The following is a 21459-nucleotide window of genomic DNA, read 5'->3' on the forward strand; positions in this document are numbered from 1 at the left end:
CCGAAACCGTGAGCCTGCAACATCGGCGCAGGCGGGTATGAGGGAGGCACATTAATGTCGAAACACACGTTATTCCTCCGCAAGGTAAAATTAAAAATGCTAATGACCACGGGACCCGCGTAACAACTTCTGATACGCCGCATGAGCATTCTGTGGATCGTCCTCACCATCAAGAACACGGCGCAGGCATTGGACAAAGCCTATCGGTTCATCTTCACCGAAGATGGTGCGTCCGAAGAGGATCGCGCGTCCACCGTTGCTGGTAACATTATGCGCAAGCGCGAACGTGCTCCGGGCATTTTGACGGGGACCCCCCAAGGCACCGATCACCAAGGTCGTGTCGAACTGGCACAATTCGCGCCAAACATCCGGGGTCGTATATGCGGTTTTGATAAAGCGTGGGCGTTGGTGTTTTCGGAGGTAACTCATCGTGCGGACAATAGAATCCGCCACATACATGCCCCGTTTTTCCTCATCCATCCCCGGCATTTTTACATTCGGTAAAAATACCTCTAAGAGGTGATCGAAGCCCTCAATTTCACCCACAACGTGTGCGAACTGCACATACGCTTGTAACATGCGTTCATCAGCAATCGGATCGTTGTTGAGCGTAATGGAATACAACCCAAGATTGACCCGACATTCAAGTGCCGGACCGATGAGTGCTTCACAATAGCGTTGCATGTCCTCTGGAAACACCGTCTGAAACGGCATCGACAGTCGCGAGGTATAGACACCAAACCTTGGATTCCAGATAGCCGTTTCTGAGTTCATCCGGACGATCGGCGTAATCGGTGTATCTTCAAAGAGGTTTTCTTCAAGGGCGAGGGTTTCTGCATCGGCGGGGGTCATGAGAAGCCCGTCTAATTTGCCATCTGTCACGAGGTCGCGCTGCAGTTGCAAAAATTCTGCATGCGTTCGGTAGTGCGGTTTCGGATGTTGCACTTGTCCAAGCCCTTTAATCCCAGCGGATGCGAGCGGATCCGCCGCAAACACCAGAATCGGGCTACGAGCAAGTAAGTCAGTATCAGCAAGTTTATCAAATATCCGGTTACCCATTTTTAATGTATGGCCTCCTAGGAGGAATGGTTGTCAGAGCGTTCGCTACGCTCACTGTTGGTGATTGGTTATCGGTTACAAGAGGGATGCGTTAAACGATAACCCTAAAGGATACTCGTGGGATCAATGTCAATCACGAATTCAATAGCATTCGATTTAATAGCGACAGGCGGCTCGTCGGTTAAGTGCTTAAGGAGTTGACTGATGCTTTCAACGGAGTTACTTCGAAGTAAAAAATGCCACCGAAATTTCCCTTCGATTTTCGAGAGGGGGGCTGGCGCGGGTCCGAGAATTTCCACTTCTGACCCGCCAACATCGCCTTCTGTTTCATCTGCCTGAGCAGTAGATGCTTGATCTGTCAACCATGTCTGAAGGTGCGCCTCGACAGCGTGCGCAGCCTCTTCAATCTGTTTTTCGTCCTTGCCGCGGAGCAGAAGTGTCCCGACATGTGAGAAAGGTGGATACTGTAAAGCACCGCGTGCTTCGACCTCCTGCGCGTAGAAACCGAGGTAGTCGTGCTTTTGTGCCGCGGAAATACAGTAGTGTTCAGGCATATAGGTCTGAATGATGACCTTCCCTTCAAGGTCGGCACGTCCGGAACGTCCAGCGACTTGTGTCAACAGGCTAAACGTCTGCTCACTCGCTCGAAAGTCGGGTAGATTCAAACTGGTATCCGCGGCGATGACACCAACAAGTGTTACATTCGGGAAGTCTAACCCCTTTGATACCATCTGTGTGCCTATGAGGATATCGATCTGCTGCTGCTCAAATGTCTCCAAAATCTGCTGATGCGCGTTTTTCCGTGTCGTTGAATCAGCATCAAACCGTTTCACACGTGCCTCTGGGAACGCTTTCCGCACCTCTTGCTCAACAGCCTCTGTCCCCAACCCAAAATAGCGAATGGCAGGGCTGCCACACTGTGGGCAGCTCGGATGCGTCGGACGCTTATTGCCACAATGGTGACAAACGAGACGTTTCGTCTCAAAGTGAAAGGTCAATGAGATAGAGCAATTCTCACAGCGTTCAACATACCCACACGTTCGGCAGAAAACATAAGTGGAATGCCCACGCCTGTTGAGAAACAGGATAATTTGCTCTTGCCTTTCCAAGCGTTCTTCAATCGAATTTCGGAGGACATCTGAAAAGATAGTCCTGTTGCCCTTTTTCAATTCAGTCCGCATATCAGCGATGTGAACATCAGGCATTTTTCTATTAAGAACACGGTCTGGCAGACTGAGGAGCCGATACCGCCCATTTTTCGCACGGTGAAAACTCTCAAGGGACGGGGTCGCACTCCCGAGGATGACGGGACAGTTAGCGAGTTCACCCCGCTTCCGCGCGACATCTCGTGCATGGTAACGCGGAACGATATCCGACTTATAGGAGTCCGAATGTTCTTCGTCTATAATCAGCATACCCAGTTCTTTCACTGGGGCAAAGACAGCGGAACGCGGTCCAATCACAATGTCGGCGTCTCCGTTTCGGATACGGTGCCACTGATCATAGCGTTCCCCATCGCTCAACCGACTGTGCAGCAGTGCGACCCGTTCCCCGAATCGCCCAACAAATCGGGAGGCAGCCTGCGGTGTGAGCGATATTTCCGGGACTAATGCGATGACGGATTTCCCGTTGCTAAGGACTTCTGTCATCGCTTGCATGTAGACTTCGGTCTTCCCGCTTCCCGTTACACCGTGGAGCAGAAAGGTGGGCGCGCGTTCAACAGCAGGGGCGTGAGGGACATCGGGGTTACAAACCCCTCCCGCAGTATCTGATGTGAGTATATTTTGAAGTTCTGTGAACGCTATGGATTGGGCAGAATTCAGGTGAAGGGGCTGTGTTGTGGCGATCGGTTCAGAACTCAAAGGATTACGAACGGCTTGTGCACGTGTGATGTCAAGAAAGCCACGTCTTTCAAGCGTGCGGAGCAGAGAGATACTGGAATTCACGCGTTTGGTTAGGTCGGCTGTCGCCAATGGGGCACCTGCATCAAGCAGGTGTCGCAGGATTTCAGCATGCTTCGCAGCGGCAATGTGCCGACGGTTACCGGGTCGCGAGCCCGCAGGATTCTCGGAACCGTCTGCCTCACCCTTGAGTCGATCAATTTCCGCTTCAATATCAGTAGACGGTAAGGCTAAAGTTGCTACAGAGGTTAACTGCGTGTTGGCTTTCGGCTTGTGGGTCACGTCAAGGCTGACGATACCCTTTTCTTGTAGCACGGTAATCTTCGGACGTAGTTTTTGGTAACTAATTCCCATACGTCGGGCAAGTTGATTCAGAGATAGCTCACCCTCTGCTGCCAGAAGTGCGACGAGTTGCTTTTGCACCTTTCCCCGGGGTGTGGGTGCGTCCGGTAAGAGTTGCACCTTCTGTTCTTTCTGTGTTCGCACCGCAGCGGGCACGGCACAAAAGAGCGCGAGACCCCATGAGCAGACGTAATATTCCGCCATCCATTTGGTAAGGGCAAGCAGTTCAGTGGAGAAGGTTGGGGTTTTCTCAAGACAGGTGGAAATATTCTTGATGATGCCGGGGGCGAGATCGGTTTCATTGAGGCGTTCAACGACAACGCCTTCTTGACGTGTCCCCCGGAAAGGTGCTAACACACGAGTGCCGGGCTGTAAAACCGCATCCAGCTGCGGCGGCACACCGTAGGTGAAGACTTGATCGACCGATAGCGGAAAAGCAATATTCGCGTAACGCATAGTTTTTTATAGCCATCAGTTGACGACGGACACTCTTTTTTTATCCCTCTTCCAAAAAAGCAAGCACCTTTTTGACATCTTCCCATACGTCAGCTTTACCCTTCGGGTTTCTGAGCAGATATGCCGGGTGATACGTCGGCATGATGACTGGCGGTTTCCTATGTGGAAGGACGCGGAGTCCTGGCACCTCACACGGATGGAATTCCCCTCGAAGTCTTGTAATACCGGTTTTGGTATCCAGCAACATCTGTGCCGCAAAACTTCCGAGTGCCATAATCACTTTCGGTTGAATGAGTTCTATCTGACGCACTAAATAGGGACTACAAGTTTCGACCTCATCGGGGGCAGGATTCCTGTTACCGGGGGGACGACACTTAAGCACATTCGCGATATAGACATCCTCACGCTTAAGTTGCATACCATCCTCAATAATGCGCGTCAACAACTGACCGGCTCTGCCGACAAAAGGTTCTCCCTGTTCATCTTCATCAGCACCGGGGGCTTCACCGATGAACATAAGGTCGGCTTCCGGGTTGCCAACACCAAAAACGACACTGTGCCGTGTCTCGTGCAACCCACATTTGGTGCAATCTGCGGCATCAGTCGCCAGCGTAGGGAGATCGAGGTTCGCATACGGGGATTCCCGCTCTGGCTCGTTTATTTCTGATTCTATAAAACCGAGTTGAAGTTGTTCTTCCACGTATTCCCTCACACTTGCAATAAGATCTACATATTCTTTTCTGAGGCTGTCTCTATCCATTTTTTTAAGAATTGTCAGTTATCAGTTGTCAACTGAAAACTAATTGCGCAAATCGTCAATCAGGGATATACCATCGAACCAAGTGATGTACAAGAAGAGTGCAATCAGGAGAACAATACAAACCTGTTGAACAATCTCTTGTGCTCTCCGAGGCATAGGTCTGCCACGGATCTTCTCGACAGTGAAAAACAGCAACTGTCCCCCGTCAGCAATCGGAATCGGCAACAGATTGACGATGCAAAGATTGATACTAATAAAGCCAATGAAAAAGAGCGCGCTACTCAACCCCACCCGATCAAACATACGACTTGTGGCGTTCGCGATACCGATGGGCCCCGAGAGATGCTTCGGTGATACTTCTCCACCTACCAGCTGTTGCAAGGTTCTGCCGACAGTTGTGAAGGTCAACCATGTCGCCTCAACACCTTTTCCGAGGCTTGTAAAAACGTCATAATCCGGCAACGGTGCCGTTTTTGCAGCGAATTCCATGCCACTGAGAGATGTCTGCCACGCCAATCCGAAGAGGGCTCCATCGGGATTCGTCTCTGAATTTTGTATCTCCGTGGCAAGTCTTACCTTTTTCAGGTTCCCGTCTCGCATCAATCCGACTTCGATGGATTCACTGGTTGCCATTGCTTTGAGTTCTGAATAGAGCGTTGCATTGTCTACTAATGTGCCGTTAAGCATCGCAAGGACGTCTCCATCTTGGATCCCCGAATTTTGTGCGATACTATCCTCTTGGATACTCGCTTTCACACGCCAACGGACCGGCACTTCGATCGTAAGCGACGCATCATCCCGTCGGATACCGAGTGTCAATGCTTCTGGATTTTCGTTAATACTTTGATAAAGTGACTGATATTTCCTATTACGCCAATCTTCGGAGGCGTGCCAGACCCCGTATCCAAAATAAGGAACGTTGTGGAGTTTCTGACCGTTGATGCTCTCAATCTGATCGCCGACTTGGATCCCGGCTTCTGCCGCGGGACTCCCTTCTTCGACATGACTGATGATCGTTTCCGATCTACTGCTCACTCTAATGATACCAATATCGCCTCTGACACTCGGCTCCGCATCGGGGATAACAGAAAGTATCTTCCGTTCACCCTCCCGTTCTACGACGATATCCAGTGGCCTATTTGCGCTGGTGAAAATCCGTGTTTGGAACATCGCCCAATGGCTAATCGGGTCCCCATTGACAGAAATAATGGTATCGCCGGGCATGAGTCCACCGATCGCACCGGGTCCATCGTCGGCGACCCAACCGAGCTGGATCACCTCTTTTTCACCGAGGGGTAAACCAGTTAATCCACCAATCAACCGAGCGGAATCCGTGTTAATCCCAGTAGCAAAGACGAGCCAGTATACCAATACACCAAACAATAAGTTAACTGCGGGACCCGCGGCGACGACGAAAGCGCGGCTGCCGATTGAGGCACTCGCAAATTCACCCGGCGCCCCGGTTTGTTCGGTTGGACTCTCTCCTTCCATCTGAACGTAGCCGCCAAATGGCAAGAGCGAGATTCTATAGTCTGTTTCATCCCGCTGAAATCCGATGAGTTTCGGACCGAAACCGAGTGAAAAGGTGTTTACCTTAATACCACACCGTTTCGCGACATAAAAATGACCGAGTTCATGAATGAAAATAATGAACCCGAGCGGAATAATCGCGAGAAATGCCGTTTTTATGTAGGGAATTATGGAGCCAATCAGGTCAATCAAGAATTCCATGGTGTTTATTACCTCGTGATGCGTTTTTAGTAACTCGCTTGTGACATACTTTTTTTATTTTTTATTATTGAATGTACTGTTGTTTTTGCCCATCGGTCAACCTCAAGGATATCCGAAAGTGTTGGATCAGCGATTACCGCATGTGCATCCATCACACGCGCAAGGATCGCAGGAATATCCATAAATCCGATGCGTGCCTCAAGAAAAGCCGCCACGACCACCTCATCTGCGCTACTGAGCACTACAGGGAGTGTGCCACCGATTTCTGCAGCGGTATACGCGAGCGAGAGGCATGGAAATTTCTCAAAGTCAACCGGTTCAAAGTGTAGCGTGCGTGCTTCCATTAAATCCAAACGTGGCACGGGTGCCGAAAGCCTACGCGGATAGGTTAAAGCGTATTGGATCATAATACGCATATCTGTGGGGCCCAGTTGTGCGAGCGTGGAACCGTCTGTCCATTCCACCATAGAATGAACAATACTCTCTGGATGGATGACGACATCAATCTTTGAGATCTCCATGTCAAACAACCATTTCGCTTCAATGACCTCCAACCCTTTGTTCATCATCGTCGCGGAGTCGATTGTAATTTTCTGTCCCATCTTCCAATTCGGGTGCCGGAGTGCTTGCTGCGGCGTGACGGAATAGAGGGCTTCTTTGGGCACTTCTCGGAAGGGACCGCCTGACGCGGTAATCAGGAGTCGGTGGATATCTGTCTGTTGATCGCGTGCCCCCTCTAAGCATTGGAAGATGGCACTCATTTCACTATCTAGCGGTATTAAGTTAACATCGTTTTTTTTCACAGCTGCCTTAACAAGAGGTCCCGCCATCACCATTACCTCTTTATTGACAAAGGCGATGTCCTTACCGGCGTTAATTGCTGCTAAGGTCGGCAACAAACCCGCCGTTCCACCCATCCCGTCCAAAACTTGGGATGCCTGCGGCATGGTCGCGACGGCTTGAAGTCCCTCAGTGCCGCCGAGGACTTGTGTGCAGTTGAGATCTCGGATCCGTTCACTGAGCTGTGCCGCTGCTGCAGGTTCATTTAAAGCCACCAATGCCGGACGATACCGTCGAATCTGTTGTTCAAGGGTGTCAACATCTCGGTTCGCTGCGAGACCGACTACCTTAAATTCGTCAGCATGCGTTTCGACAACGCTGAGGGTGTTTTTCCCAACAGAGCCCGTGCTACCAAGTATGGCGATGTGTTTCATATTTTTAACTACGGGCTCCTGGGCGTTGCTCCAAATGTAAATGCAGAAAGCCGAAGCCATCCCATAGCGAATAGCGTATGGGGGACAAATTATGCCATTTAAGGAAACCTAATTTCATTGCGCAACGGTTTCTGGTGAGTTCTTAACCGGGTTCGGGAATCTGTATCGTAATTCTTTTTCTTCTCTTTAACCAACTCTGCAGTATTACGCCTTATCCTAATTCGGACCACCGTCATAAACATTTATCCTAAGTGCCCTGTCAATGCAAGATAGTAGTAAAGCACAGGTGTACTAAAAATAAGGCTATCGCACCTATCAATAAATCCGCCATGTCCGGGGATAACCTGTCCGGAATCCTTAACACCGGCGGTTCGCTTCATCAGCGAGGCACTGAGATCTCCCAGTTGCCCCAAAACACTCAGGAGGAGTCCAATGAAGATTGCGTGCCCCCAAGAGAGTGTCCCTTTCAGCAGGATTGCATTCAGTAAGAAACTCGTCAAAGTGCCGACCACCAATCCGCCAATCGTTCCTTCAATCGTTTTTCGTGGACTGACGGGCGTGCCGAGTTTGTGTTTACCGAACGCTCTGCCAACGAGATACGCGCCGGTGTCGCTACACCAAATGATGCCAGCCAATAGGAAGATCAGTTGTCTACCGATCGGTTCCGCATTTCGGAGTAAGATGAGATGGTAGCCTAATGCCCAACCGATGGTTAAAATGCCGGTGAGTTTCAGTGTAACCGCAAGCAATTCACCCGCGACCTTCGCCCTAAAAATACTCTCCGCGAAAATATAAATGAATACGAAGGTAAAGTAACTGAAGATGACCGTTGAGGCAGCGGTCGTCTGTGTAAGTTCAGGCAAAAAATACGCGAACAAACAGAACACACCTGACAAGAGTGCAGGCATCACCGGATTCAATTTTTCCGTGAAGTGCTGTGCCAAACGACAGTACTCAACTTGCATCATCACCACGACGACGGATACAAGTATCAGGTAGAGCCAATCCCCCTGATAAACAATTAGGAGGACTAACGGTGCTAACACAGCCACACTCAAGGCTCGCCGCCAAAACATATTTTTTTGTCGTTAACAGTCTTCAGGGAACAGATCGGTAAAGTTCAACGAAACCTTTTAACTCTCACTGCGAGGCAAACTGATAACTGACAACCCTTCCTCAAGTTTCTAATAATTCGGACTCTTTCGCCTCCGTCAAGTCGTTAATCTGGTCGATGTACGTATCCGTCAGCTGCTGAACCGGATCCGCACTCGCTTTCCCGCGCTTCCTGTCGCCGCCTCGTCCTCTGCTTTTACCGCCGCCACCGGTATCCCCATCGGCTTTTTTAACGGCATCGTTGGCATCGCGTCGGATATTCCGAATTGCCACCTTCCCTTCTTCGGCGAGTTTACGGACGACCTTCGTTAGCTCCGTCCTGCGCTCCAATGTGAGTTCGGGGATTTGGATTCGGATAATGTTCCCGTCATTGCTCGTCGAGAGTCCCAAATCTGAGTGGGCGATGGCTTTCTCAATCTCTGTAATTAGCGTTTTGTCCCAAGGTTGAATGACAAGCAGCCGCGGTTCAGGCGTAGTAATCGTGCCGACTTGACTCAATGGACTTTTGCTACCGTAATACGTAACGCTGACCTGATCCAAGAGTGCTGGTGTCGCTCGGCCTGTCTGTACATGCGACAATTTCGTCGCTGTTGCTTCGACTGTCTTCTTCATCCGGGACTCCGCCTGTTGAAGAATCTGCTGTTGCATTTTTTAATTATTCCTTGCGTTTCGGTCAGGTGGGTCTTGGGTTTAAGGGGTTAATCTCCGTAGACCTAGCGGAAATCCGCAGAAATACCCAAGCAATACGCAAAAATCCCCCAGCAAAACACCCCAAGTAAAAACCCTTCCGATTCGCTTACAGGCTACAGTTCTGGTTGACATCAAGACTGTAGGGTTACAGTTTCCTGTTCACTGTCCAAGTACGTAGAGTACAAAACGTTTGACGACAATGTTCTCACCCAATTGGGCTATTGTGTCCTTTACGAGACTCTCAATGGTCTTGTCTGAATCTCGGATATAAGGCTGCTGTAAGAGGCAGGTCTCCGTATAATATTTAGAGATTCGTCCTTCAACAATCCGTTCAGCGATGTGGGCAGGTTTCCCTTCTTGCTCGGCTTGTGCTTTCAGAATTGCTTTTTCTGCTTCAAGATCTTTGGCAGGAACATCTTCCGGTTTAACATATTTCGGTTTTGCGGCTGCGACCTGCATCGCGATCTCTTTCGCCAAATTTTGGAACTGCTCTGTTCGGGCAACGAAATCGGTTTCGCAATTGAGTTCGACCAATGTGCCGACACGGCTACCGGGATGAATATAGGAAACAATCAATCCTTCTTCTGTCGTTCTACCGCCTTTAAGTTCGGACGCTTTCAGTCCCTGCTCCCGTAATTTCTGAATTGCTTCGTCAATATTTCCGTTCGTTTCTGTTAGCGCCTTTTTGCAGTCCATAATCCCTGCCCCCGTGCGCGAACGGAGGTCGCTAACAAGCTTTGCTGTAATTGCCATGTATCCTCCTTAATTATAGTTTTCAGTTAACAGTTTCCAGTTAACAGTTAAGGAGGGATCTGGTTTAACAAACCCACCTCTTAACTGAAAACCGAAGACTGATGACTGATTGCCAATTTATTGAGACTGTCGCCGCGGGGCTCTTCCTCTCCGTCGTTGACGCGGTGCACGTGTCTGACGCTGTTCCCCATCGCCAATCGCCTCTGGCTCTGCGGACAGTTGGGCTTCTTCGAGAATCGCGACACTTTCTTCCTCGTGCTTTTCCACTGCAAGTATCGCATCTACTTGCGCCACAGCTGCTTGGGGCTGCTCTGCTTCCGCCGCGACCTCTGCGCCTTCTAACGCATCTCCCTTGCCATTAACGACGGCATCGGCTAAGACAGAACAGATGAGACGAATTGAGCGGATAGCGTCATCGTTACCCGGAACCGGCAAATCAATCGGATCAGGGTCACAATTGGTATCAACGATAGCGATGATCGGGATACCGAGTTTGTTTGCCTCTGCGATCGCTGTATGCTCTTTCCGTGTATCCGTAACAACCACGGCTTCAGGGAGCTTTTTCATCTCTCTGACACCACTCAGGTTGCTGTCGAGTTTGCCTTTCTCACGGCGCAACCGCATGACCTCTTTTTTCGGCCTCTGATCAAAAACCCCATTCGTTTCATCGGCATCCAGTTGATCCAACCTGTTGACACTCCGACGGATGGTTTGGAAATTCGTCAGCATACCACCGAGCCATCGGTGATTTACGTGATACATCCCACATCGCACGGCTTCGCTTCGCACGGCTTCTTGGGATTGGCGTTTCGTGCCGACAAATAATACCCCGCCACCTTGCGCGGCGATCTCTTCAACGAAATGCGCGGCGGTTTCGAGCATCCGTAGCGTCTTTTGCAAGTCAATAATATAAATCCCGTTTCGTTCAGCGAAGATGTACTCTGCCATCTTCGGATTCCAACGACGGGTTTGATGTCCGAAGTGAACTCCACATTCAAGGAGTCCTTTCATTGTAACTGCCAAAAAAACCTCCTAAGTTTGCGGGGACCTGCCGTCCCCACTGGGTTTTCGCGTCCACCTCTTTCATGTCTGCATCAGACTCTCAACACGAGAGAACCCGCTGTGCAAATCGAGAGGTGTGTCGTATCCAGTATTGTGTGTGTAACTCCCGATGAACGTTTTTCATCAGAATTGATGCAAATATTTTACCACAGAAACAATTGAATTTCAAGTTTTTATAACACACCTCTTACCGAATGTCAAGAAAATTGTAGATTCAGGGCAGGTTCTGTGATATAAAACATCAGGAGGCATATAGGTGAACCATCTGATTGAACAGATCGCAGCCCACTTCCAAACAGAGGTAGAGGCTCTGAAACTTGAACCGATTCAGCACGGCAGTCAGCAGAAGCACAATGTCTGTCGTTTAAAACTCGGTTCCGTGAACTACCTACTCAAACAGCACGACATCACCACACCCGTCGTTGAGGCAGGCTATACCCCTTGTGAGATTGAATCCACTGTCCTGTCAGTATTACACCGCAATGGGTGTCGTGTTCCGCAAATTGTTTGGAAATTGGAAGCCTTGCATACCCTGTTGTTGGAATGGTGTGGCGAATTGACACTGGATGCCATGGCACAAAGCAGACCCTTGTCTGCTCTTACCCCCATTTTGCGGACTGCACTTATGGAGCTCTGTCGGGTTGAAACCGTTTTCGCAGAAAACATGGAACTTCTTACCCCCTACGCCTTCCGCTTTGATCTGAACGTTACCCTGCAACGTTTACTTGAACAAGGCAGAAAAACCCTCGGCTATCTTTGTGGTGCGATGACCTCATCACAAACTGCACATCTTGATGCGCTATGGACCACTTTTTCCAACCGACTCCAAACGGCACCACCGACTTTCGATAGTCTCGACTACCAGAGCCGAAACATCGTGATTTCCGACGACATCCCTTTTTTGATTGACTTTTCGAGTGTTGGTTGGGATTGGCAGGAACGGCGGTTGGTCCAATTTTTCAATAGTATCGGGGCAAACCAAGAGGGGACAAACTTCGTCTCGTTGTTAAATCGGGAGTTGGTCGAGGCTTATGCAGGGTGGGTTGCCGCACATCGTGAAACCTGTTCATCTGCGGAGATCGCGGCACGTGTTGACAGTCATCATCTCCTCTTTTATCTATCCGTAATCCATCGAATTTTGTGTGCTGTTGCACAGCCTGAAGCCTCCGAAAGCAGAACACTTTTCAAAGCGTGGGGTGATCTCAAGGCGAGATACCAAAGCGCACTGCGGCAGGTGATTCATACGGGGCTGAGCGACGGGGTTTACACAACTCAAATTCGAGAGATGATTGCCAATAGGATGACCCAACCCCCTAAAGAATCAACGGTATGAATGCCTTATGGCATTCCCCGCCCCTTATCAGGGGGACTGTAAGAGGATAGGTTAAACATCACTCCTTAATTGTATCCTTAAGAATTGTTCTCTCAAGTTCAATAAGGAACGCTTGTATTTCAGGGGTTGATGGTGTTGTGGTATGAAACGCTGTCTGATACGATTTCAGCACTCTGTAAAGGGATGTAAGATGGACTTTCCGTTTCTGGGTTGCCTCGCGCACGTTTGCAAAGACTGCGATTACCTGATCTTCTGAGATACCATCAGGACGATTTTTCGACTTAAGATGGTTTTCTACACCGTTTAGGGCGCGTCCTGCCATCCAATAGCGGGCACCTTCAGACCCACCGACGCGGCGATAAACGATGCCACCTGCGATTAAACTGACTGCCACAACTGCTAACACGAAAGTCAGGACTCTTCTATAACAGCCACTGAGTTTTTTGTTTGTACTCGCCATATCGGTTTAAATTTTTCCTTCGCGTATCGTTAGCGTGGCTTTCAATTTTTTGTTCCCGATAAACTTGTTGTCGTGTGTGTCGAAGAATTCAAATTCACCGTCCAGTACTTCAAAGACTGCGACATCCGCGAGGGTTCCAACTTTCAGATGACCGAGTTGCGCCTCACGTTGGATGGCTTTTGCGGCACTGAAAGTCGCCTTCTCAATCACTTCTTCCAGTGAGAGTCCCAAATGCATCAACTTCGACAGGACGGTCGGTAAATCGTAGACGGGTCCGTTGATGTTCCCTGTATGAAGATCGGTACTGATAACGTCAGAGATGAACCCCTGTTCCATGGCGCGTTGTGCGACCTCATAATGGAAACTGCCTGCCCCGTGTCCGACATCAAAGATAATACCGTCCTCGCGCGCCTTCCAGGCTTCAGGGATCACGCGCCCTTTCTCGTCAACAATGTTATCACCGTTGCCTTGGAAACAGTGGGTAATCACATCGCCCGGACGGAGTAATCGCAAAATATCAGGCAGCGGCACCCCCGCGCCAATATGACACATGACGGGCGTTTCTGCACATTCGGCGGCTTCAATGGCAAGTTTCAGCGGTTCAACCCCGTTATCGCCAACCTGCATTTTTCCCTGACGCACCTTGACCCCCACCGTCATATCACGATGCGCTTGTAAGGTCTCCGCAACACGCCCGGGATTGGCGTAAGCCATATCGTGCATTTCACCGACAGGTCCATAGACAAGCCCAATTCCAGAGATGTGGATATAGGTGAGGATGTTCGTCTGCGCAGGTTCGGCGATGAATTCACGGAAACCGGGGAACGTCACCCAACTTGGGCTGCCGGCATCGACAACGGTGGTGGTTCCGGCTGTTGGGCAAACCGCGTCGGCTCTGATGCCCCATGTCGTTACACCGTAATAGACATGCGTGTGGATATCCACGAGTCCCGGTGTCACGAATTTATCCTTAACATTGATGGTTTGCGTCGCTGCGCCTTCGGGAATGTCCTGTTCAATCGCAGCGATGACACCGCTCGTAATTGCGACATCTCGCCTTGCATTCAGATGCTGTGCGGGGTCAATGACGGTGCCACCTTTTAGTAGAATATCATAGTTCATTTCCGTACCCATTACTGCTTAGATGCCGCGTTTGTCTCCCCATATATCCACGTGCACACGAGGGGAATAGCGATAGCCGTTCTCTTTACAGAGATCCACCAACCATTCCTGTTTCTGCCGTAGCACGGTAGGTGTTGTCCCTTGCGGCATCAAGAGGATGGTCTCGGCGGGAATATCTATCTCCGTCTGTAAGGCTTGGATCTCTGCTAAATCTTCGGGTGTGTCCACGACAAATTTCACTTGGCATGGATACTGATCCAAAAACTTTCGGATAACGTCGGGACGAATGCGTCCACGTTCGTGACGTTTGAAAAACCGGTTGTCTGCTGGCGGATTAGAATTACGCAACTTAGGGCTCATGGAAATGAGGTGTGCGGGAACTGCTGCAAAAAGCGTGGCGTTCGTTTCAATGGTGATGTGATGCCCACGTTTATCCAGTTCACAACAGAGTTCCATCAATTCCCTCGCCTGAATAAACGGCTCTCCACCGGTAATAACCACGTGCTTACAGCGGTATTGCGAGATGGCGTCAACGCTTTCAGCAACAGAGATGTTCCGATCTTCCGGCTTCCAAGATGTGTAAGGTGTATCACACCAAACACATCTCAGATTGCAATAACTCGTTCGGAAGAAAACGGAGGGGACACCGATAAGTTGTCCTTCTCCTTGAATTGTATGGAAGAGTTCGCTAAATTTCATACTGCCATCCCCTCGCGCAGCGCTCAGTCAAGGTGATGTATAAGCTGACAACATCTTGTTAGGTCGGTCTTAGATGTTAGGGAAATTAGACGCGAGTGCTATCTATGAACGGTGCGAGGTGGCGATTTCCGCGAACGATTAAGCCTCAATGAGTTCAATTTGAACGTTGTCGGGTCCTTTGAAAAACGCCATCATGAGTCCATTGGGTTTCAAATCTTCGAGTTCCGCGCCCTTCGCTTGAAGCTGCGCGACCTCAGCGTCCAGGTCTTCCACGGTAAAAGCGAGTTGATAGACACCCCAACGCGGATTCCCGCTGGTGTCCTCGACTTCCATATCTCCGAATTTCGGTGAGAGGAAGATCCGTTCGCCGCCAATCTCCATCCGGACGATGGGTAACCCGCGGACCTCTACTGTTTCCGTGACCTTTCCATCAAACATCTCTTCATAATAACGAATCGCACCTTCTAAATCTTCACAACGAAGATGAACGTGGTGAAATGTAACTGCCATTGTTAGAATTTCCTTTCTTTAGAAGAATCGCGTGTGTCACGCGCCAATTGAAATGTGGTATTAGGAAATTATCACACAACCTCTTGATTGTGTCAAATTATTTTTTTACAGTAAAACCAAAAAATAAATAAAAAAAAACTAACTTTTTTCAAGGGAATGCGTCTAAAGTAACGAACACGTTAATTGAACATTCAAAATTGTTGTTTAAAAAGTAAAAAAAGTAATATAGACTTTCAATATTTTCCGAAATAAAAAAGGAGAAAAACAGTGTCAACGCAAATTCGCCAACAAGGCAGCGTAGCGATTTTAGAACCCAGTGGAAAATTGGTAGGAACCTCCGCATTAGAATTACGAGAGGCAATCGCCCCGCAAATAGAAACTTACGACGAGCCACGTATCCTCATCAACTTCGAGAATGTCAATATGATTGACAGTTCAGGACTCGGTGCCCTCATGGAGGCACGTGCGATCGCAACCCGAAAGAACGGGCGCATTGGTGTTATCCATGTCGGCAAACATATCAAAAACTTGGTCGTTCTGAGCCGTCTCGTGAGTATGTTTGAGCATTACGACGATGAGGACGCAGCAGTTTTAGGACTATCCGCGTAGAACGCAGCGTTCAACGCATGTCAAAAAGGGGCTGGTTTTACCGGTCCCTTTTTTCTTGAAGGTGCCACAACATGTCGCTGGAAAAGTGGACAACGCTCCAAACTGAACAGATCCAAACCCTTTCTGAAACTCTTTCAGAAAGGGAACTCTCTGCGGTCAGGCAACTGGAACCGATCGCGGATTTTGAGGAACTCTTCACGTTTGACGAAGCATACCCGACACCGACCGAATTCACGCCAGAATACCCCGCGTGGCGATTGGAATCTGTCGCCGCACGGGTCATAGAGGCAGTCGCGATTGCAGCCCATGAACCGCTTACGGCGTTGGGATACCGCGAACTCGCCCGTATCCTGTCAGCACACGCTGAATATCTCTACACCTATTCAGACGGTGAACCGCGTCCGAGACTCGAAGCGGGCAGTGCACTGGCATTGGCAGGCAGCGTCTGTGCGTCACTTCCGCAATCGGCACTCTGGCGACTTGCCGGATTTGGAAGGATGTCGGGAGTGTTGACGGAGGTCGCGCCTACACCGACGGATTCGCATCTCATCCGACCGATTGATGTTGCCTTCTCGCTTGCGAACGAGCGGAACCTTCCGATCTTGGCAGCCGCGGTGAACGCCTATAATACCGTCCTTAAACGCAACTTCACGCCGCAGCGTCAATACAACTTGCCTCTCAGCGATAGCGATTTTTTTGAGGCTCTGAATTTGGATTTTTGCGAGTCAAAACTTGCTGTTAAAAATGCGGACGATGTAGCCGTAGCCAAAGCCGCATACACCGTCTTTCGGAGAGAATTTTTAGATTCACAGGTCGAACAAAAATCAATCCCACTCACAGACAGATCCGATACCTATACGACTGCGAAAACCTACCTCGAATGTCTGCTCCGGTTGTCCATCCATCCGACACCCGCTATCACTGCGACGACAGAGATCGGTATTGCGGCACACCTCTTTCCTGAATTCCGTGGGAGTGAACAACTGCGTCTCCTCGCGCTGCGTCGCTATAAATGGATAATGGAGGCGTTTTTTCATTCAGATGGCTTTCACAAGGATCGGACACTCCGGTCCCACGTTGAGGCAATTGCGGATTCTGTCAGATTCCTATCTGTTTACGGAGACGCCAGGGAGAGTGCCGGCTCCTTGGCAGAGATACAGACATCGCTGGAAAGACAGGTCGAAGCGTGTATCCGTCTGCGTCAACCCGATAACGCGTTTCCACCGTTCGGCCCGCTCCCCGCGCCGAACTTCGATGCCGCTGAACTCTGCACGATTGTCGATAAAGACTTCCGACTTGAGGATTTTCCATCCACTGATACCACCTCACACGCGCTTCCTGAGACGGGTTGCTATGTCATGCGAGACAGTTGGGAACCCGAGGCACAATACCTGTTTTTCGATACGCATCCATCTGAAAAACCGAGCCACACGGACACATCAATTTTCGTGTTACACGCTCACGGACGACATCTAACAACGGGTTCCGTTGGTGTGCTTGAGACCACCCGCTCGGAGCCTGATGCACTTAACACACGATGGATAACGACACCCGCATTCGATTTCGTTGAAAAGTGGGACGTTTTGACCGCAGCTCTCGGCAACGCGCAAGCCGTGCCAAAAACGACTGAGGCGCAGCACAAACGCGCTATTTTCTATCTTAAAGGTGAATACTTCGTCCTACACGATCTCGTTCTCGGTGCGGGTGCGTACACATTGGAACAGGTATTTCGTTTCGATCGAAAGGTCGCCCCTTATATCATTTCCGAAGCAGGGAACATACGGACGCAGGAACCACAGCGTAGCAATCTGTTCATCGGTGCGGTGCAGACACCCGATCTCTCGGTAACATCGGGCGGGAACAGTATTACATATCGGAAACATCGGGAATCGCCAATGGCAGTGAACACAGTGCTGTTGCCGATGAAGCCTGAAGTGGAAGTGCGTCCGACGCTTTCTGCTATTGAGGTGTTTACCGATCCTGATGTTTTAGGGACAGGTTTCACCCTCCGGTTACCCAACGCGACGGATACGTTCCTCATCTCTGATGATGGCTTGGCGGAGATGTCTACCGCAGATATTCGGTGTGTCGGTGAATTTCTCTTCTTACGGCGCGACACCTCCGGTGCAGCCGTTCAATTCGTGATGCTGAACGCCCGGTTCCTGCAGGTGGATGGGAGTGTCCTTGCCGATTTGGACGAAACCTGTGAGAGCTATGTTCGGATGTAAATCAGTTGTCAGTTGTCGGTAGCCAGTGCGCGCCAATCGCGTTTTGTTGCAAAAAGCAAGAACCATTCAATGGAAGGCAAGTTGTCTATATGGGTAATGTAGTAGAGGGCTCTTATATTTCGCTCCTGCACAATTGTTCCTCTGTGTTATAACTAATCCTCAATGACCTCTAACCCTTGCATTCGCTCAAGGGCGAAGACGCGGGTATCCTGGCGCAATTCGCAAAATCCTTCTACACACAACGTCTCACCGGATGCCCGGCTGTTCGGAATATTCAGGAACCGCTCCGGTGTAACGACACGCGTCCTCCACCTTTTGGCGCGCGGCTTTTTATACTCAAACCGAATCCGCTGCTCGTTGTCAATCGCGGATTGGATTTCTGTGAATTGTTCCGCAAATTCTGACTGCGATGCCTTTAGCGTAAAAGTGCCAAAAATGTTGCCTTCATGGTATGTCCCCCTGTAACATTCGGCACAGACGAGTCTGAGCGTATCTAACTTGTTCGTGCCTCCTTCAAATACGGGAATATCGTGCAGGAGATAGACATCCTGCTCTTTACCACACTTTGAACAGCGCGAACCCTTTTCTCGGATAACTTGTCGTTTCCGTTCATCCCAATCGGGTGGCCAACACGGCAGATAGTCATAGATTTCGGTTAAAACGGATTTTACCTTCGCGAGTTTGGCACGTAAATCTTCACTATCAGCCTCCGGCAACGCATGCTGTTCTTGCGTTTCGTTTGGCACAAAGAGCGACAAGATGAGTTGCGATTTCTGTTGCTGCAGTGCCGTTTCAATCTCATGTTCTCGCATCTGCAACAGGAGGATACATGAATAATGAACGAAGTCTCCGTTGGAGAGTGCTATATCGTATTCCCAATCTGTCTCTATCTTGCATACGGTACAATAAGGCATTTCATGCTCCTGGAATCTTAAGCATCAGGGAGATGTGTCTCTGAAGGACGTTCCTGAACGACAGGAATCACATAACTCCGAATTGTTACATCGTCGATTGTCTGGGTTTCCACACGCGGCTCAGGATCCTGGCGATGGTCAAAAACTATATAGTAACCTTCCGTTGTTCCTTCCAATTTGAGGTATGCCGCTAATTGCTGTTTGCCTGCTTCATAGCGACTCCTACCTCTCCAAATCTTTGTCTCAACAATGTATTTTTGCTGATTGTGCGTAATAAGGATGTCCATCCTACCTCGCCCGGTTGGTACTTCTATGTGCATGACGCCACCAATACGCCCAACAAACTCGTCGAGGTAAGCAAGCAAGAGGTGGCGGCCTACCGATTCTTGCGGCGTATCTGGGACTTGCAAAATCCTAAACCCCGCACGTGCTATGAAATCTTGGAAGTTATCAAGTAACGCCTTCATTTCAATTTGATCGGTAGATGTGAGATACTCACGGAGCGCGTCGCTGGTATCTGTCGGGAAGTATTCCCGCTCTAACCCGTTTACGAGTGGCTTGAATGCTCTCATAATACGATAGAGGTAAATTGGATTGAGAATCTCACAGTCTCCGTCATTACCTCTTGCAATGACCCCATAAGTGGCGAGTTCACTGATAATGTCATTATCGGGATTGAAGTCCACGCCTTCATCACGTTCCATGATGTGCATCAGCATACTTTCAAAACGCGGATTTTTGCGGATGTTGGTTATCAAGTGTGTGATGTTGACATTGTTCTCCTCAAGGAGTTGTGCATGTGCCTTTGTAAAATGTGGCATCGTAATCGGTTCTGTTTTGGGAATATCCAACGCCTCTGTGAGAATCTGCGCGAATCGGTTGACGAGAACAGGTTGTCCAGCTGTCTGCTTATGAATGGATTCAATCACCTCGGGTGCAAATGGCTGTCCGACTTCTTCCGTATATTGCCCAAGGAGTTCCTGCACCTGTTCACGCGTGAAGTTCGGCAGGTTGAACTCATCTTGGATATTGAACGGGGAGATGGATCGGTCGTAGTTCAGCTGCGTAATACTCTTGACTCCGACAATACCGACACTATGTGGACATCGAGAAATAGGGTTTGAAACATAGATACGGCGAAGTGAATGCAGAAAACCTCTCACCGCTTCCTTCGGGATGCCGTCAAACTCGTCTATGATGAGGATAAGGCGTTGGTCACCCAGGAAACGGGAAAAGCGTCTAAAGAATCTTCCCATTGAGAGATGATCGGTGATCTCTGTGTTCTCCAAGAATTCCGCCAACGCTTCAGAAAAGACTTCTCCGCGTTGCGCAAAAATATTTTCTATCTCCTCGCGAATATCTTCGTGAAGATTGCTATAAAAAACCGACGGTGTGCAACCTTCGTATTCCTCAAAATTCAAGGCGATAGGGAAGTAGGCAGATGCTTCGTCTCTGAACACATCTAAGGCACGTTGAAAGAAGGTCGTTTTGCCGGTCTGACGGGGCGCGAAAATAACGATGTAACGCCCTTCTTCGACACGCTTGATGAAATCTGTGAGTTCAACAGCGCGGCTGACGACATAGTTTCTCTCGGGATGAACGGGACCCTGCGTCCCAAAGCGTCTCATGTTTTTCCTCACGCTGTAATATGAACATTTCTATAACACATTCGTTTTGTTTAACAAGCATACCCTATAGGTATTTCATTGTCAAGCGGTTTGCGCACTCTCCAAAGTGCTGGGAATCGGAGTGCCCTCTTAGAAAGAGGTTATCATCGGTTAGTCGGTTGTTGGCTTTTGTGCCTTTTTCAATGCTTTTTTCACGTCTTGGGGCGTAACATCGATGGTTTCTTGTCCCGTGTTGAGGGCATTGTATGCGATAATGGTTTTGAGGATTTGATGTGCCAAGGTCACATGCTGCATAACGTCTTTTGAATTGCTATGTTGAAAGATGTGTTGTTTCCCATATCCGTAAAGGGTTTCTAATTCTCGAACGACGTTTTCCGGCACGTTGAGGTCGGGGATACGATAATTATTGCAGAACTCATCTCGGGTGTCCTTAAAGAGTGCCTTGTATTTATCGGGGAACTGTCCGTGGTCGATATCAAGACGGCGAAAGCGATTGAACAGGTTTTCTCGGATCTGTTCTTTGTGCGTTGCGAGTCCTTGGTTCCGGAGCTTGTCGCGAGCATTCGTGTAGTACTGTGTATACTCAAGATCATAGTCCTCAAGTGCTTTTTCATTGAGCAGTTCATCGGCTTTATCCTCGTACATTTCTTCAAAAATTTCCCTATTTTCTTCGATGAAATCGTTGATAAACTCAAGTTTTATCGCGGGTTCTTCTTCGCCATGGTCATCCTTTATCATTTCTGCGTCGGTAGAGAACCCAGTGATTGTAAGGGTTTATAGGCATTTTTTGTAACCTACTGCTGCGAAAAAAACAGATAAATTAACGACTTGTGCTAAATAACTGTTTGTAAAACACAACTTCACAGAAGTGCCAT

At 49.3% G+C, this 21459-nt stretch carries 19 protein-coding genes; 3 read left to right on the forward strand and 16 right to left on the reverse strand.

Annotated elements, in window-relative coordinates; all coding sequences use genetic code 11:
* Positions 1-99: 99 nt before the first annotated feature.
* From F4X88_20525 to rpsB, 9 genes are all read right to left on the reverse strand, one after another.
* On the reverse strand, positions 100-1059 hold the full coding sequence (locus F4X88_20525; protein MYA58666.1) for a hypothetical protein: 960 nt from the start codon (positions 1057-1059) through the stop codon (positions 100-102).
* A gap of 104 nt (positions 1060-1163) precedes the next feature.
* A complete protein-coding gene (gene priA, locus F4X88_20530) occupies positions 1164-3758 on the reverse strand; it encodes a primosomal protein N' (GenBank protein MYA58667.1) in 2595 nt (864 codons plus the stop codon).
* Positions 3759-3798: 40 nt separating this feature from the next.
* Positions 3799-4518 (reverse strand): uracil-DNA glycosylase, encoded by a 720-nt coding sequence (locus F4X88_20535; protein MYA58668.1) that lies wholly within the window; start codon positions 4516-4518, stop codon positions 3799-3801.
* A gap of 39 nt (positions 4519-4557) precedes the next feature.
* Positions 4558-6249: a PDZ domain-containing protein gene (locus F4X88_20540; protein MYA58669.1), complete on the reverse strand. Its 1692-nt coding sequence runs from the start codon at positions 6247-6249 to the stop codon at positions 4558-4560.
* 26 nt (positions 6250-6275) lie between these two features.
* Entirely contained in the window at positions 6276-7463 is a 1188-nt protein-coding gene (locus F4X88_20545) for a 1-deoxy-D-xylulose-5-phosphate reductoisomerase (GenBank protein ID MYA58670.1), read from the reverse strand.
* Between the two features lie 242 nt (positions 7464-7705).
* Entirely contained in the window at positions 7706-8539 is an 834-nt protein-coding gene (locus F4X88_20550) for a phosphatidate cytidylyltransferase (protein ID MYA58671.1), read from the reverse strand.
* Between the two features lie 100 nt (positions 8540-8639).
* On the reverse strand, positions 8640-9224 hold the full coding sequence (locus F4X88_20555) for a ribosome recycling factor (protein MYA58672.1): 585 nt from the start codon (positions 9222-9224) through the stop codon (positions 8640-8642).
* Positions 9225-9425: 201 nt separating this feature from the next.
* Positions 9426-10019 (reverse strand): translation elongation factor Ts, encoded by a 594-nt coding sequence (gene tsf / locus F4X88_20560; protein ID MYA58673.1) that lies wholly within the window; start codon positions 10017-10019, stop codon positions 9426-9428.
* A 117-nt stretch (positions 10020-10136) separates the two neighbouring features.
* On the reverse strand, positions 10137-11030 hold the full coding sequence (gene rpsB / locus F4X88_20565; protein ID MYA58674.1) for a 30S ribosomal protein S2: 894 nt from the start codon (positions 11028-11030) through the stop codon (positions 10137-10139).
* A 307-nt stretch (positions 11031-11337) separates the two neighbouring features.
* Between rpsB and F4X88_20570 the strand changes: the two genes are divergently transcribed.
* Complete coding sequence (locus F4X88_20570; protein MYA58675.1) at positions 11338-12414, forward strand: hypothetical protein; 1077 nt, start codon at positions 11338-11340, stop codon at positions 12412-12414.
* A 58-nt stretch (positions 12415-12472) separates the two neighbouring features.
* Here F4X88_20570 and F4X88_20575 read toward each other — a convergent pair whose 3' ends face one another.
* The 4 genes from F4X88_20575 to F4X88_20590 all read right to left on the reverse strand — a co-directional run bounded on the left by F4X88_20575 (position 12473) and on the right by F4X88_20590 (position 15205).
* Positions 12473-12874, reverse strand: a complete 402-nt coding sequence (locus F4X88_20575) for a hypothetical protein (GenBank protein ID MYA58676.1) — start codon at positions 12872-12874, stop codon at positions 12473-12475.
* 6 nt (positions 12875-12880) lie between these two features.
* The gene (locus F4X88_20580) at positions 12881-14008 is read right to left on the reverse strand and encodes an amidohydrolase/deacetylase family metallohydrolase (GenBank protein MYA58677.1); all 1128 of its coding nucleotides are present in this window, start codon (positions 14006-14008) and stop codon (positions 12881-12883) included.
* Between the two features lie 6 nt (positions 14009-14014).
* Positions 14015-14695, reverse strand: coding sequence for a 7-carboxy-7-deazaguanine synthase QueE (locus tag F4X88_20585; protein ID MYA58678.1), 681 nt, complete (start codon positions 14693-14695; stop codon positions 14015-14017).
* A 138-nt stretch (positions 14696-14833) separates the two neighbouring features.
* Positions 14834-15205, reverse strand: a complete 372-nt coding sequence (locus F4X88_20590) for a hypothetical protein (GenBank protein ID MYA58679.1) — start codon at positions 15203-15205, stop codon at positions 14834-14836.
* Positions 15206-15472: 267 nt separating this feature from the next.
* On the opposite strand from F4X88_20590, the gene F4X88_20595 reads away from it, so the two are divergent.
* Positions 15473-15814, forward strand: coding sequence for an STAS domain-containing protein (locus F4X88_20595; GenBank protein MYA58680.1), 342 nt, complete (start codon positions 15473-15475; stop codon positions 15812-15814).
* A 71-nt stretch (positions 15815-15885) separates the two neighbouring features.
* The gene (locus F4X88_20600) at positions 15886-18042 is read left to right on the forward strand and encodes a hypothetical protein (protein MYA58681.1); all 2157 of its coding nucleotides are present in this window, start codon (positions 15886-15888) and stop codon (positions 18040-18042) included.
* 152 nt (positions 18043-18194) lie between these two features.
* On the opposite strand, the gene F4X88_20605 is transcribed toward F4X88_20600, so the two are convergent.
* The 3 genes from F4X88_20605 to F4X88_20615 form a co-directional block, all read right to left on the reverse strand.
* Positions 18195-18956 (reverse strand): WYL domain-containing protein, encoded by a 762-nt coding sequence (locus F4X88_20605; GenBank protein ID MYA58682.1) that lies wholly within the window; start codon positions 18954-18956, stop codon positions 18195-18197.
* 17 nt (positions 18957-18973) lie between these two features.
* A complete protein-coding gene (locus F4X88_20610; GenBank protein ID MYA58683.1) occupies positions 18974-20584 on the reverse strand; it encodes a hypothetical protein in 1611 nt (536 codons plus the stop codon).
* Between the two features lie 150 nt (positions 20585-20734).
* Entirely contained in the window at positions 20735-21322 is a 588-nt protein-coding gene (locus F4X88_20615) for a hypothetical protein (protein ID MYA58684.1), read from the reverse strand.
* Between the last annotated feature and the right edge of the window lie 137 nt (positions 21323-21459).

This window comes from Candidatus Poribacteria bacterium (assembly GCA_009839745.1).
Taxonomy (GTDB): domain Bacteria; phylum Poribacteria; class WGA-4E; order WGA-4E; family WGA-3G; genus WGA-3G.